Below are 16,151 nucleotides of genomic sequence, written 5' to 3'. Positions count from 1 at the left end.
TAATTGTAACCCAAGTGGTTTTTTAATTACATATTTGTGATTAGTTGATCACTGATAGGCGATATTACTTTTTAAGTAATGTTGTTCACGCAAGTAATCAACGACTGAAGATACCGTAACGGTGGATACTGTATTCCTGCGCTGCTCCTCTAGAGGATGATCATCAAATCGAACATGACGACTAAACAAGGAGGCGCCAAATTTAGAAAAACCGTCAATCTTAATAAGGGATGCCTTAAAGTGCGTTTTATGCAAATACGCTTGTGCAGCTTGACGTGTATGTGCTGATTGAGGATTCATTGACGAGGCAATAACTTCTAATACCCATTGATTCGAGTTTTGATATTTTGTAGAAAATGGATAGGCAATCATGCTGTAAGAACTGTTATGTAACGATTGCTTTTGAAGCGATACCAGAGTCTCGTATAGCTTTTCCTGGACAGCCTCTTTAGGGATGGTAATTTGATAGTCAAAGGTGTAAAGATCATCCATGAAAAAATTCATTAATCCTTGTTGATAGATAGAGGATTTAGGCACCTCACATTGATTAAGGAGATGTACAATTGTCCATTTCCCTTTTTTTCCGGGGTAGTTTTTAACAACAAATCCAACATGGCTGTAATGCTGGCCATAATGTTTTAAATTTGTACCTGCCCTTGCGATTAATGCGACCCTGGGATTCAAATGATTTAATTGGTTTTGTACCTCCAATGCCTTTTTGCCTGCATCAAGATAAAGCTGCGGTTTAATGTGAGTTTGTTCGCAGGCATTCCCTGCGAACCCCGTTTCAGCTGTCATGAACAATACAAGGCCTGACAGAAGCGTTTTATTGATGTTATTCATCATTAATGCTCCTCGTTTTAAATGGCGCTGTATAAAAGACTTTTACCCATTTCATTGGGTAAAAAAGCAATGACCTGACCGGATGAAATTAAAAGCTGCCCGGCTCCCGTTGTAACAACGTGGACCGTTTGACCTACTCCCAGCAATACATTGCCAGAAACGTGTCTCGCAACGCGAAGCGTGACAAAAGCCGAGTGGCCAGCACTTTTTAAGGTAATGAAGGTGAAATCCCCAACAGTTTTAATTGCTGTTACGGATAATTGACTGCCTGCACTTAATAATTGACTGCTGCCATAGGCAATATTACCCAATCCTTCGCTTGATAACATGCTGCTGGCTACCGATCCTTGACTACCCACGGGAGCTGCAAAAAGTTGGGTAGTAATTGCAAATAACAGTACGCTTTTCTTAAACATATATTCCTCGTTTGTTTTCGGTTAAATCAAACGCAGGATAGCATTATGCGACTACATGGCAATTAATTTGGTAAAATACTCGAATTTTTAAACTTATGGTATTACTTATCGATACCATGCGTGACTCAGGGAACGCCAGCCACGGTTTCAGTTACACAGATGGCATTCATCAAAGCACCAGGGCGCTGGTTTATGTAAAACTCACTCAAAAGATGTAAATTTTGATTACTTAACAGAATAAATTTAATGAACTACGCCGCATCTACTGCCCCAACAAAGATGTCTCGCAGTATCATGCGATACAGGGATTTTTTTGTAGCGTTATAGAAAAATCGATAACAGTAATCACCACACCGGGGAGTGTCTTGCCATGCAAGGACTGACACTATGGCTTCTTCTATCGAAATTGGATGGCTCTTTTTTGAGGAGAGGATTAACATGTCAGTTACAAAGAGTTATTTGCAGGCTCAGCCAGTAAGAGCATGAAAAAATCTATTATTCAAGTTTTACTTTGTACTGCTTTTAGCGCTCTAATAATGCCATCATGGGCTGAGACAATAGAAGCTGAAAAAACTTCAGTTTCTTTATCCTACCCCGCTTCAACTGGCCCTCTTGTTGTTAACTCTAATTCGTTAGATATTGAAGCTGGCCCGCTCGACAGGATTTATATCAACGGCATCATAAGCGGCCTTGGCCTGTGGCAAAATCATCCTGTAGCTGGTAACCCCGGCTCTCTGCTGGATTTAGATAATGGCCAACTGTTTATTCAGAATAATAAAGGCTTTTTCCAATTTTATGTTCAGGCTGGTGGTTATTCTTTGCCATCTCTTGACACTCCTTATCTACGCATGGACGATACGACTCGTGATTTTTTTGGCCCCGTCCCAGTTGCTTTTATCAAATTGGCTCCCGGTGATAATTTTTCAGTAATGGCAGGCAAGTTATTTACACTTATTGGCGCTGAAAATACCTTTATCTTCCAAAATTATAATATTGAGCATGGCTTGTTGTGGAATCAGACTAATGCGGTGAATCGCGGTGTACAAATGAATTACAACCAAGGGGCTTTGAGTGGCTCGATTGCCTTAAGCGATGGTTTTTATTCGGGGCGGCTTAACTGGCTTTCAGGGCTGGTAAGTTATGCTGTTAATTCAAATAACAGCTTAAACCTGGTTGCTTCCGGCAACATCAAACATGACCCTGAATCCACTTTAGTAACTCCATTAGCGCAAAATAATAGCCAGATTTATGATTTGATTTATTCTTACACATTTGGCAGATTGACGATAAGTCCTACATTACAATTTACGCATGTCCCAAAAGATATCAATATTGGTCTGCTGGACTCAGCATCAACTTATGGCGTTGCCTTAGCGACAAAATATGTTTTGAATACTTATTGGAGCATCACAGGTCGCGCTGAATATATTAACACAAAAGGCAGGACCAACGTCACCTATGGTCCCGGCAGTAATGCCTGGTCGCTAACACTGACACCAACCTGCCAGCGAGGCATCTTTTTTGCGCGGGGTGAGGCATCTCTTGTAATGGCGGATAATATTACCGCAGGTTCGGCCTTTGGTCAGAATGGCACGAATCACTCGCAGGGACGGTTACTTATTGAAACTGGTGTATTGTTCTAGATGCTGTCATCACGAGATAAACTGGAGCGTAAAAGACCTGTCCTGGATTCACCAAACCAAAGCAAAATAGAAACGATAGCCTCCGGCAAAGCCTGCACGCCTTTAGAAATCTTGCTGTCAGAGCAGGTTTCATCGGCTGGCTGTCATACGCAACGGAAACGCATTTTAACCGTATAGTTATTGTCAGAAATAGCGGGATTAGGCATGCCTATTACTCCACCTACAATCGCGCCGACAATTTTATTGCCCGTTGTCGTGCCGTTATATTGCGTCTGATGATTAATAACCGTTAAGCGCTTCCCGGCTTTTTTACAATGCTTCTCAGCATCCTTTAGGGCATTTGACTCGGCTGATGTTTGCATGGATGAAGTAGTGACTGATGAAAAGGTATTATTTTCCTCAGGATAAATTGTGGTGTTACACGCAGCCATCCCACATACCGCTAACAGTAAGAACATCGATTTAATGGTTTTCATTGAGGCGCCCTCGGTTTAAAGTGCGCCTATTATAGGCAAATATCCACCCAGATGAAACAAATCTACCCCATCCGGCGCAGTCAATCACCTTTGATAATGGAAAGGAATTCGCGGAGCACATCGCTATGGCTGCTGATTTAAATACAATGTGTTATTTCGCTACGCCCTGCCACTCCTGGGAGCGAGGATTGAACGAGCATGCTAACGGCTTAATACGACAATATTTACCAAAATCCACCAATTTGCGAATGGTGACAGATGAACAGATTCAGGAAATCCAAGACCGCTTGAACAACCGTCCAAGAAAAGTGCTAAAATACAGAACACCTAACGAAGTCTTCTTTGCGGGAATAAGCTCTGGTTTCACTGTTGCACTTCACTGTTGAAACGGCGATACTTCAAGGCATTTAAGTTCAATTTTTATACAGTCAACGTGGCGAGGATATAGCATGCATTTCAGTATAGAGAATAATTACTACAGCATTTTGGCTATTGATAGAGAAGCCACTGCTGCTGATGTAAAAAGTGCTTATCGAAGAATAGCAAAATTAACGCATCCTGATAGAAACCCTGGCTCTGATGGCGCGTTATTTAAGCTTGCCAAAGAGGCTTATGATACGCTTATTGACCCTGATAAAAGGTTGGAATACAACACTTTTATTGATGCGTCACAACTGCCACGGGCTTTTTCGCAAAATGAAGCGGGTACCTCAAAAAGCCAACAAAAAAACGCTCACACAAATTCTCGCTCTGTTAATCCTAAACAAAGAAAAATCAACGTTGCCAATCAACGCATGAGAAATCTTCGGCTTAACAGGGAAATGCAAAAGCATGTTTGGCAAATATATACAGAATTTTATAATTGCAACGCTCATTTTCTCCAACATTCCTATGCTGATGAAATATTAAAAATACTGCTTTATGTATTCGAAGATATTAACCTGTCTCATTTGGCGCCTGAATGTCGAAACAATCCGGAAATAGTGGACGCTGGCTTTAAGGGAAGTTTAAGCTTTAAAAATTTGTGCTATGCCGGCAAAGACGCCATTATGACTCTGCTCAACAATAAGAACAGTGCATTATCCAGCATGCTATATAATTCACGTGAATACCCCTCGATGAACATGGGGTTTTTACAGTATTATCCGTATGGCGTTGATATAGAACTTTTTATTAGATTAATAGACATCAATCCAGCTGTACTGAGGCCTTTATTGCCGCAAAAAATACTGGCATTTCTGCGCACCGAGGAAGTTCGTCAGCAAGCGCCAAATGTACTGGATTTTTATAAATCGTATCATGCACATGATGCGGGTGATGATGAGCTCGAGCTTCTCTTTGAAATTTATAAAAATTACTCACGCAATATTCTAAGAAATTTTGACAGCTTTGACTGTTACTCCAATAATCGCCGCCAACTGAGAATGCTTGTCAGAAGGTTATTCATTGCCTATCCGAATGATATCCATCTCGCAGATATAATTTCCATTGATAAACTGATTGATGAAGATACCCTCGCCTTTCACTTTTCTCCAGAGGAGGAAACACTCACCTGCACAGGGAGGCTCCTTGGAACCGGCCAGCCCTTTGAGTTTTCTCACACATATAACATTCTGGAGCCGAATACATCGTGGGATAGCACTACTTTTATAAACGAACTGGCTTCAAGTTTACATCCTGAAGTGTTTTGCAGAATGCTTGCGTCCATCCCAAGAGAACGGCGTGAGTATTTTATGTTCTCTCATCAGGGGAAATTCGCATCGAACTCCGCTTACCATGCGTATAAAGACCACCTGGAACGTGTGATTGACTGGTCGAAGGCTACAAAAAAAGCCCATCTTGATGCACTGGAGCAGATTATTTATCCGGTGAACACCGATGTACACATTCTGTCAACAGCCAGACAACAGATTTGTGACGCGCTGCGAGAATATACTTCCTGGTGGAAGCTGTCTCTTTTTGGTCATCACCATGATGCACGCGCAAGGCATGTGATACAGACCATTCAACGTGCCGATACACTGGCACAGATTGGCCTAATTATTGAAAATCAATTGGCGTTAATGGAAAATCAAGTAAATGAGCCGATGTTTATGGCAAAAAACCGTCTATTCGCGCTTGACAGAATATTTGCCAACCAGCAGAAAGACTGGCATTCTCAAAACCGCTGGTATAACTCCGCGCCAATCAATCTGCCACGCCAGGAAAACCCAATGCACTCTGGTTATTATCGGGCGTTGAAAGAAGCTCAGCGGATTATTGGGGAGCATCACATCCACACTCTACCGGCCTCATCCACTCTAGACAGGCGAAGCTGACATTTTCCAAAATCGGACAAACAGCAAGGGGCAGACTTGATGAATGAGGATGCGGCCTGACTGCAAAGCAAAATCATAAGACTCATGAAGATGCCGGCATTTGTTTGCGCAGGCGCAAAGCATTGACGATGACGGATACTGAGCTAAGCGCCATGGCAGCGCCTGCTATCATCGGGTTTAGCAGAATTCCTGTAAACGGATAAAGAATGCCTGCGGCAACCGGTACTCCCAATGCGTTATACACAAACGCAAAGAATAAATTTTGTCGGATGTTGTTAACCGTATGCACTGATAACGCGTACGCCTCTGAGAGTTTGTTTAAATCACCTGATAAAAGCGTCATTCCAGCACTTTCAATCGCTGTGTCGCTGCCTGTCCCCATGGCTATGCCGATATCAGCTTTTGTGAGAGCAATCGCATCATTGACGCCATCCCCAACCATGGCAACAATCTGCCCTTTTTGCTGCAGTTGAGCGATTACATCACTTTTTTCATCAGGCAGGACTTCAGCGATAACCTCTTGAATACCAAGGCGCGCGGCAATTGCTCTCGCTGTCTCTCGAGCATCGCCAGTCAGCATAATGACGTTAATGCCCTTCTCGGTGAGTGAGGCAATCGCTTTTTGACTGGATTCCTTAAGCCTGTCTGCCACAATAAAAAGTCCGGCCAATGCCTTATTGATGGTTAAAAATATCAGCGTGGCACCTTCTTTTTGTGCGCTGCGGGCGGCATCTGAAATAGCATCGGGTGCCACAGACAGCCAGTCTACATTACCAGCAGCAACCGTCAGCCCCTCAATGTCTGCCTGAGCCCCCTTGCCCCTTACGGCCTGAAAATTGACGGCCTCTTTAAGCGATATTCCGCGGTTTAACGCTTCCTTACGAATGGCTTTTGCAAGCGGATGCTCACTGTGATGCTCCAAAGATGCGGCAAGGCATAAAAGTAGCTCTTCCGTCCAATCCCCCATCGGAATAATTTGAATTAACGCCGGATGCCCCTCAGTTAATGTGCCGGTTTTGTCCACGACCAGCGTGGTAATTTTTCGTAACTGCTCTAAAGACGCGGCATTTTTAATTAATATGCCGCGCCGCGCCCCCTCGCCAATCGCTACCATAATGGACATCGGTGTTGCAAGCCCCAGTGCGCATGGACAGGCAATAATCAATACAGAAATTGCGGCCATTAACGCATAACTCAGCGATGGTTCGGGGCCTGTAAAAAACCAGACACAAAAAGAAAGCACCGCCACCCCCAAAACAAGCGGTACAAACCATCCCGACACTTCATCTACCAGCCGCTGAACAGGAGCCTGGCTGCGTTGCGCCTCATTAACCTGAGCAATAATGCGTGCCAGTAACGTATCCTTGCCAACATAATCGGCTTTTACCGTGAGGCTGCCCTCCAGATTAAGGGTTCCTCCAATCACCCTGCTGCCAGCCTCCTTCGGCACAAGCCTCGATTCGCCAGTCAGCATGGACTCATCTACTTCACTTTGTCCGCCGATAACCACCCCATCAACGGGAATTTTCTCGCCAGGACGCACCAGCAGTCGGTCTGAGGTCTGCACCTTATCAAGGGTGACATCTTCCTCAATGTTCTGTTCGTTTAAGCGATGCGCAATATCAGGATTTAAATGAAGCAGTGCGCGAACCGCATCCCCCGTACGTTCACGCGCCTTAAGCTCCAATACCTGCCCCAAAAGCACCAGCGTTATAACGACCGCAGCGGCTTCGAAATATACCGGCGTACCATCCATGCGCAAGGTTCCCGGCAGCCATTGCGGGAAAAACATGGCAACCATGCTGTATCCCCATGCCACTCCGGTACCAAGAGCAATCAAGGTAAACATGTTCAAGTGACGCGTGCGCAGAGACTGCCAGCCCCTTTTAAAGAAAGGCCAGCCACACCCCCAGACCACAACCGAGGTCAATGCCGCCTGCAGCCACAGCGATAATGACGTTGAAAAAGACGCCACCAGCCAGTGCTCTCCCATGGCCAGAACGACCACCGGAATACTTGCCAAAAACGCAATCATAAAACGCAAAAACATTTCTCGATATTCTGAGTGCTCATGTTCTTTAACGCTTATTTTTTCAGGCTCAAGCGCCATGCCGCAAATGGGGCAATTACCAGGTGACATTTGACGGATTTGTGGATGCATGGGGCAGATAAAGACGGTATCCTCAGGCAGAGGCTCTACGTTCGCCTCCCTCGAAGCATGGTGCGCACAGTGGCTGTGCGCCTTCTCGTTTAGCGGATGTCCCTGTCTGTGTGTTGTCATAATTCACCTTGAGGCGCGTTTACAGCCAGATTTTGGAACGAGGATAGGCCCTCCTCATTATTCAGCGTACAACATTTTCCTGAGTGCTTCCAAAGCCGCAGGGATGTTACCTGTTTATAGCAAACAGGCATAACTTAATTGACCAATAAATACACATACACTGCTGACAAAAACTGTCAGTCCTTATCGCTACCATGAGGCCTTCCTGTCAACCAACCTCAAGAGGACCTGAAGATGCTGCAACCAAATGTGATTGTGCTTTACGCTGCCAGTCTTGCTGTAACGAGCCAATTTTATCGGGAGGTGTTTGGCATGGCGCCTGTAGAAGCATCCAGAACTTTTCACAGCTTTAAATTATCAAATGATTTGAGCCTCGCGATAAAAGCACAATCATCCGCGCTACCGCCAGTAGACGAAAAAAACACCGGTGGAGAACTGGCTTTTGTGCTCGAAAGCCGTGACAGAGTGAATGCACTGTTTACCGAATGGCACACTAAAAATATCCGTATTATCCTGCCGCCCACTCAACTGCCGTTTGGGTATACCTTTGTCGCTCTCGACCCGGATGGATATCGGTTACGGTTTATAGCACCAGAACAGACGTCATGAAAAGCTGGATTGCCGTTGCCTCAGCGGAACACGTTCGGACTGCTCGTGCAGGAGGTTTTATGCAGGCATGCCATGGAAAAATAACCCCCTTAAGGCGGTTGAAGCCTGATGACAGAATTATTTATTACTCACCAACCGCAACATTTGGGGGCAGGGATAAATTACAGTCGTTCACAGCCATAGGACGGGTTGAACCCGGTAATCCATATTCAGTGGATATGGGGGATGGCTTTTATCCATTTCGACGGGCTATATGCTGGTTTGAATCACAAGATGCTGCAATTAAGCCGTTGCTTGAACATTTAGAGTGGACAAAAAATAATAAGAACTGGGGCTTTCAATTACGGTTTGGGCTCTTTGAAATAAGCGAGCATGATATGCAACAGATATTTAGCGCGATGTGTGTCAGGGAGCACCTCATATGCTGATAGTACCAACCATAGAACACATAGAAGGCTTTACCGTAAGTGGTTGGAGCGTGCGCACCCAAAACACCGATGAAGCCAATGAGAAAACCGCGAAACTACCCGGCCTTTGGCAACGGTTTTATGCAGGCACTCCAGCTGCAATAGCGACTGTCTACGGTGTTTATTCTGATTATGAATCGGATGTTAATGGTTTTTATTCCGTCACTGCCGGCGTTGCTTCCTGCTATTCACAAACCGAATTAAGCACTGTCTCTATTCAGACAGGAAATTACCTTGTTTTCCATGGCAATGGCCCACTTCCTGTTGCCGTGGTTGAAATCTGGAAACGGGTCTGGGATTTTTTTAAAACAAACCGTGCATATAATCGGAGCTACATCAGTGACTTTGAGGCTTACAATGGCTCTAATCAAGTGGCGGTTTATATTGGATTTAAAGCCACGTATCAGGGCGCGTCCTCATCTCATGAAAAACATTGAGCTCCCCTTTATAGCATAATGGCCATTGATTATTTTTAATTTTTTAGTAAAAATGGTTCTTTTTTTATAAAGGAAACTTCCATGGCGCTTATATCCAACAAATCCCAGAACGCAAAACAAAAAATTAAAGCCCAGATAGATACGGCAGTTCTTGAAGAAATTCAAAGCTACTGTGCGTGGGCAGGTGTTGAGATGGACTTCTTTTTTGAGGAAGCGGCACGCTTTGTGTTTGCAAAGGACAAAGAATGGAAGGCGCACAACCGTAAGCCAGGTCGTCGTGGCAGAAAACCCGCAGCGCAGCGAGACACACACAGCGCCTGACAATTATCAGGTCATCCACAGAGTTATCCCCCGAAAATGGGGATAACTCTGTAAACGTCACATGTACTCAGTCAGGACGCACTGAACCTTGAGAGAGGCCAAGTTCTTTCAAACGCTCCAGCCACGGAGCAAAATTTAATTTTTCCGCTTCAGTGTATTGTAAGAACTCGGTTTTCGTGGAGCATGGTTTGACAAAGAGTTTATCAATCAACTGAATCCATTCCTCATCCAGCTGATTCTGTAACCGTTCGCCACCCTTTCTTGCGCGGTATCCTCGAAAAAACGACTGTATGGCCGTAGCTGCTTTTGCCTGCCCTTCCGGTGATGCCTTCAAAATGGCGACTCTCATTTCAGACAATGTGTCAGCAAGCATTTTATTGTCATCTTTTAGCTGACTACAGCTTTTTTCTTTTTGAGAGACATGTTCTATCTGTTCAAAAACCTTTCTGTACAACGCCGGATTAATCCTCTCAAGCTCCGGCAATCGTGCATCAATCTTTTCGATAAGCGCTTTCTGACGGATTAATCGCGCTTCAATCAGCCGGTTTTCGAGGCGATCCATCATGTCCTTAAGCTCGCTCTCGTTTCCACTGCAGGTTATGCGCATATACCCTTTTTTGGCATCCAATCCATAATAGGACAACGGTGCAATCATAACGCGGTCTTTAAACAGCAGATAATAAGTCAGCTCCTCGTCATTGGTGACAACCCCGCCCTTACCAAGCGCACGAGTTGCCTCCTGTGGCAGTTCAAGCCCAAACAAGTCGCTTAAATCCGTCAATACGTAGAAGGTCGCTGCTGTTCGATGCTCAGGATCCGGCATGGTCGCATTCATGGCTTTTAAACGTTCTGACACATAATCAACTTTTTCTTTATAAAAACTGATGCGCCTTTGTCGCTCAGACAAGCCAAAGTTATCCATGGTACTGGCATAGGCTAATTGCGAGGAACGAGGAGCATGTCCGATGTTACTGATATTCTTTGCCAGTAATTCACTGGATAACTTTTTGTCAAATGACATCAGTATCGCCATGCGCTCTCCAGCAGCTGAAAGCCCTTTGGTGGCAGAGCGCATAATTATCGTTCTTTCTTTCAAATCAGGCGCTACGGTTAGCAGTGATGGCATATCTTCAAAACACATCTCCGCATATGCCTCATCCATAATGATGTGCATCTCAGGATAACGGCGAAGCACTTCAGCGATACGCGAAAGCTCTTCCTCGTTAATGATGGTGCCAAGTGGATTTGAAGGATTGCAGATGAGTACGGCTTTGGGATAACCATTGTCTTTCTGAGCAAGCTCAAGCGCCGATTGAATGCTCTTTTCCAATGCCTCTGCTTTGAGTCTGTAACCAGGCTCTTTCATCACATCCACCGGATGCAGCCTGTGCATGGTGCCGTCTGCATAGAGGGTATAGTGAGGAAATGGCGTGACGACCCTATAGCCTGGCGTGTCTTTGTATCGCGCGTTAAGCGTATCAAAGATTACCCGTATCGCCCCAGCGCCACCGGCAGTAAAAAGTACGTTTTCAGGCCGAATATCAGACTGATACCACGAGGACATTGCGCGCGCCATGATGGTTCGCGCGTCACTGTCTCCCATGGGCATCCCATAATCGACTGCAGCGCCCTCTTGCACCTTATCAAGGTTCTGCATGCCGACTGCCGCCATATCGCCGACTTTTTTCCAATAGGCTTCAAAATAGGCAACCGTATTTAAATCAACCGGGTAAGTCGGTTTACCCATGCCGGCAGAGATGAAACTGGTGCTCGATTGCTCAGGAAAAAAGGATTCATATTGCAGAGTCTTTGTCCATGTTGCCAGCAACATAATTTTATCTATTTTATCAGCAGGTTGTCCGTGTGGTGTCAGCATTTTACCCTTCCCATGACTAATTTGTAACTTGTTTGCTATTATTTTGATTATATACGATAGAAAACACGGACGTCCAATGGGTAGGAAAAAATCAGATTTTTATTTAACGCTCGATGAAATGGGCGCATTTCTCGCGAAATTTTCGGAGCAGAGTGATCAGGTATATTGGATAAGCAGCCCTGATTTCAAAAAAATTCAGTATGTTAGTCCTTCTTTTGAAAAAATATGGGGACGTCCGCGGGAAGACCTTTATAACGCTCCTGAAAAATGGCTTACCTGGATTCATGCGGAAGATATAAAAAATCGCAACCCCATTGAAGAAATGTCGAACAAAATTAAACTGCGGGGAGAGCACGCCAGATATTCAGAAAAGTACCGAATTATACGTCCTGATGGAGAAATTCGCTGGATTAAAGACAGTGGGTTTCCGCTGATAAACGATAAAGGCGTTTGTTATGGTGTTACGGGTGTCGCAATAGACGTGACGGAAGACAGCCTGCGTGAAAATGCCCTGAAAATGGCAAAGGAAGCAGCGGAAGCCGCCAACCGGGCAAAGGATGAATTCATACGAAACATGAGTCACGATATCCGCACGCCGTTAAGCGGCATTATCGGCATGTCTTCTATCCTTGAACAGGAGGTCTTATCTGCTGAAGAAAAAGAGCATGCCCATATGATTAATATCAGCGGGGAGCAGCTCCTGGCACTTCTAAACAGTGTGCTCGATATTGTTGCAACCGGCAAACAGACGGAAAATCACGTAGAACTGAAGGTGTTTAAACTGAGAGAACTTATCCAAAGCATCGCAGATCTCGAACTTCCCACCATCACACTGAAAAAACTTGAGCTTCGTTTGGCATTTTCTGATTTGCTTCCGGAAATGATTGAATCAGACCCCGTTAAAATTCACCGCATCCTGCTGAACCTGCTGGGTAACGCCGTCAAATTTACAAACAGCGGGTATATTGAAATGGGGGCACGCTGGGGCAGTACTGAAAAAGAAAAAAACACCCTTGAGCTCTATGTTCGAGACACCGGCATCGGCATTCCGGAATCGGAACAAGAGCAGATTTTCAAGAAATTTTTCAGAGGCACGGCTTCCAGTGATGGAATTTTCACTGGACACGGAGTCGGACTGCACATCGTTAAGCGCTATACACGTATCCTTAAAGGAGATATACACGTTTCATCCGTGCCCGGACAGGGAACCACTTTCACGGTTTTCATCCCGGTTAAGTCCGCTCATGCCGAGGCATCTGCGGGTACTGTTTCAGCCCCTGCCCCTTCTAGAGCCACCGCTGCCATTGATAAAAAGCTCAAAGTCCTCTTAATCGAAGATAATGCCATTGCCTTAAAAACTGCAGAGATTCTTCTCAGGCAACTCGGAATTGACGTTAAGACTGCGTCTACGGGCGCCCGCGCACTGGAATGTTTTAAGGCAGAAACTTTTCATATTGTGCTCTCTGATATTGGCCTGCCGGACATGTCTGGTACTGAAGTGGCGCGCTGTATTCGTTGCATTGAAAAAGACCTTGGAAGAGCGCCGGTTCTGCTCGCAGGCCTCACGGCGCACGCACATGTACAGACTCGGGAGGAAGCACTCCATGCGGGGATGAATGAGTTGTTAAATAAACCCATTCGGCATGCAGAAATTCAGGAGCTGATTCAACGGTATCAGCTCGTTAAAACGCCTGAACGTGGAACCGACAGCCATGCGTCTAAAAAAACCGCTGATGGGTTACCGGGAAGCCTTCAGGCGAAGGCGTTATCAGCGTTTCCCCTGCTCAATGTTGAAGAAGGCATACGGGTTCTTGGCAGTGAACATGACCTTATAGAGATGCTGCAATGCCTGATTAAGGAATCACTGGCAGACGATTTTGCACGCCTTAAAGCGGCGCGTGAGGCGAATGACTGGGAGAAAACCTGCAGGCTTGCACACAAAATCAAAGGCGGCGCTGTTTATGTCGGCACCACACGGATGAAGCAGGCGTGTGAAAATCTTGAAAAGTGTCAGGTAACAGAGGAAGATGTTGACACAATGGAAGCGCGTTATCAGGAGGCTCTGACCGTCATTGAGGAAACTGCGGCCCATGTTCGTGAATGGCTGCTGGCGCGCGCCACTGAAAATCCTGAAACTAATTAGGGCATGTCCTCTTGAAAAACGCATCTGTGTACGGGACGAAAAATCGTTGTCTTTCCGGAGCTCGTGCTGGAGTTAGCCCCGTGCCGGCACATGGATGGGTTCCCTGCCTTCGCGGGAATGACAGGATTCGGGGTGTGTGCGGAGGCCAAAATCTCTCCCACACTGTCTTCCCCGCGCAGGCGGGGACCCATTCGGGATATGGTACGGAGCCAACGCATGGAACGATTCAGCCTGGTCACGGTACAAAAATACACGTGAATTCCCCGGCGCGGAAAAAATGTCCCGTACACAGCATCTTTCCTTAAAAATCAATGTATCTATTCACCACATTTTGAATGCTTTAGGGGAATGGTTAAAAATCAATTTTAATACTCTCGCCAAAAGCAAGGCGCAATGCATTGGCAATGGCGAGAACATCGATGCCTTCCTGAAGAATCGCCCCCATAACCGGGCTGATAAAGCCTGCCGCCGCGAACGCCATGCCGATGAGGCTCAAAAGCATTCCCCCAATCGCGCTTTGGGTCGCAATTTTTCGTGTATTGATGCTTAAGTGGAGTAATTCATCAACCTTATAAAGGGTATTTTCCATAATAACAGCACCTGCGGCCTCAGCCGTAACATTGCTGTTTTGCCCAAAGGCAATGCCCACTGTAGCCGCTGTTAATGCCGGTGCGTCGTTAATGCCATCGCCCATAAACAATGTTGGTGCTTTTTTTCTTTCTTCGCGCACAATCGTTAATTTTTGCTCAGGACTTTGAGCGGCATAAATTTCCGTAAAAGGAATCAATTCAGCAAGATAATTCACTTCTGAGGCGCGATCGCCCGACACCAGCATGATTTTATTAAACTGATGAGAGGGCATTAAGTGCCCGATAAACGACTGGCTTTCCACACGTGGGGCATCATGAAAATGCAGGGTTGCCGCGTACTCGTCATCAATCAGGATGATGCATTCTAACCCCCGCAAAACAGGAGGAAGCAACGCTTCACACTGTGGCCGCACTTCAAGCAGTTTTTTTCGACTGGTCACTTTAATTGTGTGCTGGTTAATCCATCCCTCAAGGCCCTGACCAGGTTTTTCAGAGACATTCACAGCATCGGCCAGCGCAATGTTTTGCAGCTTTGCAGCGTTAAGAATGGCACTCGACAGTGGGTGTTTTGAATAACGCTCGAGACTGCCTGCGTAATAGAGAATCTCCTCTTTTGAGTAATCTTTGACGGTATAAATGCCGCTTAACGTTGGTTTTCCGTAGGTCAGCGTTCCCGTTTTATCAAAAATAGCGGTTTTACAGCGCGGCAGCTCTTCTAAAACCACCGGGTCTTTTATCACAATCGCCTGTTTAGCTGCGCGTGAAATGGCACTGACAATGGTGACAGGAATCGCGATTAAAAGTGGGCAGGGTGTGGCTATCACGAGTACAGCAAGAAAACGAACCGCATCCCCGGTAAAATACCAGGCAGCGGCTGCAAAGAAGAGCGCCACGGGTGCAAACACGGCTCCAATCCGGTCACCCAGCCGGCGAATCGATGGACGTTTTTGTTCAGCTTCTTCAAGGACGCTGACAATGGTCGCAAAGCGTGAATCAACGGCAAGCCTTGTCGCTTTAATGACAAGGAGCGCTTCTCCGTTAAGCGCGCCTGATAATACGGACGCCCCCGGCGCTTTGGCAACTTGATAGGGCTCGCCGGTAAGATAAGACTCATCCATCGAACCATTACCTTCAATAACGGTACCATCTACGGGACAGGTTTCATGGGGGTAAATCACGATTTCATCGTCAATTTGAATGTTTTCAAGCGACACTTCTTCAAGGAGTGTGCCACGCTTTCGGTGCGCCTTGTTCGGCATGCGCTGAACCAGTGCCTGCAACACGGAAGACGCGCGGCGTCTGGCCACGCGCTCAAGTGTCTGTCCGCTTGCAAGCATTAGAATAATCAACGATGCGGCCAGATATTCCTGAAGAATAGCAGCGGTTACAAGCGCAATCGCCGCAAGTAAATCAGCGCCTGTATTGCCTTTAAAAAGTTTTATTACAATTTGAAAAAACACGGGCAAACCGCCCACGACAATTACGATATACAGCGGGAAGTTTGCGGAGGCGGTCTTTAAAAAAATCATGACAAGATGCAGCACGATGCCTGTAAGCGCACTCAGCGCAACAAACATTTGCCATTTTTCCTGCAACCACTCCAGCGGAGGTTGTGATTGATTGCTGAGCATAATCTCATGTCTCCCGGACATGTCTTCATTCCATACTATGACTGCAAATGCATCAACCTCTACAGCACCGGCATTTATCTTCATTCTGGCACATTTTCAC

14 protein-coding genes are annotated in these 16,151 nt (G+C 45.8%); 8 read left to right on the top strand and 6 right to left on the bottom strand.

What is annotated here, in order from left to right; translation table 11 throughout:
• Positions 1–48: 48 nt before the first annotated feature.
• Both E4T54_RS08775 and E4T54_RS08770 read right to left on the bottom strand, forming a co-directional pair.
• Positions 49–846 (bottom strand): DUF2145 domain-containing protein, encoded by a 798-nt coding sequence (locus E4T54_RS08775; RefSeq protein WP_051550867.1) that lies wholly within the window; start codon positions 844–846, stop codon positions 49–51.
• A 14-nt stretch (positions 847–860) separates the two neighbouring features.
• Positions 861–1,259 (bottom strand): hypothetical protein, encoded by a 399-nt coding sequence (locus E4T54_RS08770; RefSeq protein ID WP_028386248.1) that lies wholly within the window; start codon positions 1,257–1,259, stop codon positions 861–863.
• A 482-nt stretch (positions 1,260–1,741) separates the two neighbouring features.
• On the opposite strand from E4T54_RS08770, the gene E4T54_RS08765 reads away from it, so the two are divergent.
• Positions 1,742–2,902, top strand: coding sequence for an outer membrane beta-barrel protein (locus E4T54_RS08765; RefSeq protein WP_081776729.1), 1,161 nt, complete (start codon positions 1,742–1,744; stop codon positions 2,900–2,902).
• Between the two features lie 143 nt (positions 2,903–3,045).
• Here the strand turns inward: E4T54_RS08765 and E4T54_RS08760 are convergent, their stop codons facing one another.
• Positions 3,046–3,378 carry a hypothetical protein gene (locus E4T54_RS08760; RefSeq protein ID WP_131793748.1) on the bottom strand — a complete coding sequence of 111 codons (333 nt, stop codon included), beginning with the start codon at positions 3,376–3,378 and terminating at the stop codon, positions 3,046–3,048.
• 125 nt (positions 3,379–3,503) lie between these two features.
• On the opposite strand from E4T54_RS08760, the gene E4T54_RS08755 reads away from it, so the two are divergent.
• Positions 3,504–3,764 carry an IS30 family transposase gene (locus tag E4T54_RS08755; protein WP_238582821.1) on the top strand — a complete coding sequence of 87 codons (261 nt, stop codon included), beginning with the start codon at positions 3,504–3,506 and terminating at the stop codon, positions 3,762–3,764.
• A gap of 63 nt (positions 3,765–3,827) precedes the next feature.
• Positions 3,828–5,696, top strand: a complete 1,869-nt coding sequence (locus E4T54_RS08750) for a J domain-containing protein (protein WP_051550869.1) — start codon at positions 3,828–3,830, stop codon at positions 5,694–5,696.
• A gap of 82 nt (positions 5,697–5,778) precedes the next feature.
• On the opposite strand, the gene E4T54_RS08745 is transcribed toward E4T54_RS08750, so the two are convergent.
• The gene (locus E4T54_RS08745) at positions 5,779–7,977 is read right to left on the bottom strand and encodes a copper-transporting P-type ATPase (protein ID WP_028386251.1); all 2,199 of its coding nucleotides are present in this window, start codon (positions 7,975–7,977) and stop codon (positions 5,779–5,781) included.
• Between the two features lie 234 nt (positions 7,978–8,211).
• Here E4T54_RS08745 and E4T54_RS08740 point away from each other — a divergent pair, with 234 nt between their 5' ends.
• From E4T54_RS08740 to E4T54_RS08725, 4 genes are all read left to right on the top strand, one after another.
• On the top strand, positions 8,212–8,586 hold the full coding sequence (locus tag E4T54_RS08740; RefSeq protein WP_028386252.1) for a VOC family protein: 375 nt from the start codon (positions 8,212–8,214) through the stop codon (positions 8,584–8,586).
• Positions 8,583–9,014 carry an EVE domain-containing protein gene (locus tag E4T54_RS08735; protein ID WP_028386253.1) on the top strand — a complete coding sequence of 144 codons (432 nt, stop codon included), beginning with the start codon at positions 8,583–8,585 and terminating at the stop codon, positions 9,012–9,014. Before E4T54_RS08740 ends, E4T54_RS08735 begins: the two co-directional genes overlap by 4 nt.
• Positions 9,008–9,490, top strand: coding sequence for a GyrI-like domain-containing protein (locus tag E4T54_RS08730; RefSeq protein WP_051550870.1), 483 nt, complete (start codon positions 9,008–9,010; stop codon positions 9,488–9,490). The genes E4T54_RS08735 and E4T54_RS08730 overlap by 7 nt, the downstream gene beginning before the upstream one ends.
• Before the next feature lie 81 nt (positions 9,491–9,571).
• Positions 9,572–9,811, top strand: coding sequence for a hypothetical protein (locus E4T54_RS08725; RefSeq protein ID WP_028386254.1), 240 nt, complete (start codon positions 9,572–9,574; stop codon positions 9,809–9,811).
• Between the two features lie 67 nt (positions 9,812–9,878).
• On the opposite strand, the gene E4T54_RS08720 is transcribed toward E4T54_RS08725, so the two are convergent.
• Positions 9,879–11,687, bottom strand: coding sequence for an aminotransferase class I/II-fold pyridoxal phosphate-dependent enzyme (locus E4T54_RS08720; protein ID WP_065230369.1), 1,809 nt, complete (start codon positions 11,685–11,687; stop codon positions 9,879–9,881).
• A gap of 76 nt (positions 11,688–11,763) precedes the next feature.
• Here E4T54_RS08720 and E4T54_RS08715 point away from each other — a divergent pair, with 76 nt between their 5' ends.
• Positions 11,764–13,830, top strand: coding sequence for a PAS domain-containing hybrid sensor histidine kinase/response regulator (locus E4T54_RS08715; protein WP_051550871.1), 2,067 nt, complete (start codon positions 11,764–11,766; stop codon positions 13,828–13,830).
• Between the two features lie 352 nt (positions 13,831–14,182).
• Here E4T54_RS08715 and E4T54_RS08710 read toward each other — a convergent pair whose 3' ends face one another.
• Positions 14,183–16,135: a heavy metal translocating P-type ATPase gene (locus E4T54_RS08710; RefSeq protein ID WP_338011255.1), complete on the bottom strand. Its 1,953-nt coding sequence runs from the start codon at positions 16,133–16,135 to the stop codon at positions 14,183–14,185.
• Positions 16,136–16,151: the final 16 nt, after the last annotated feature.

The sequence above is a fragment of the Legionella geestiana genome, from assembly GCF_004571195.1.
Lineage (GTDB): Bacteria > Pseudomonadota > Gammaproteobacteria > Legionellales > Legionellaceae > Legionella_B > Legionella_B geestiana.
Note: the sequence above shows the minus strand (reverse complement) of the source record. Positions and strands in the feature narration are given on the sequence as shown.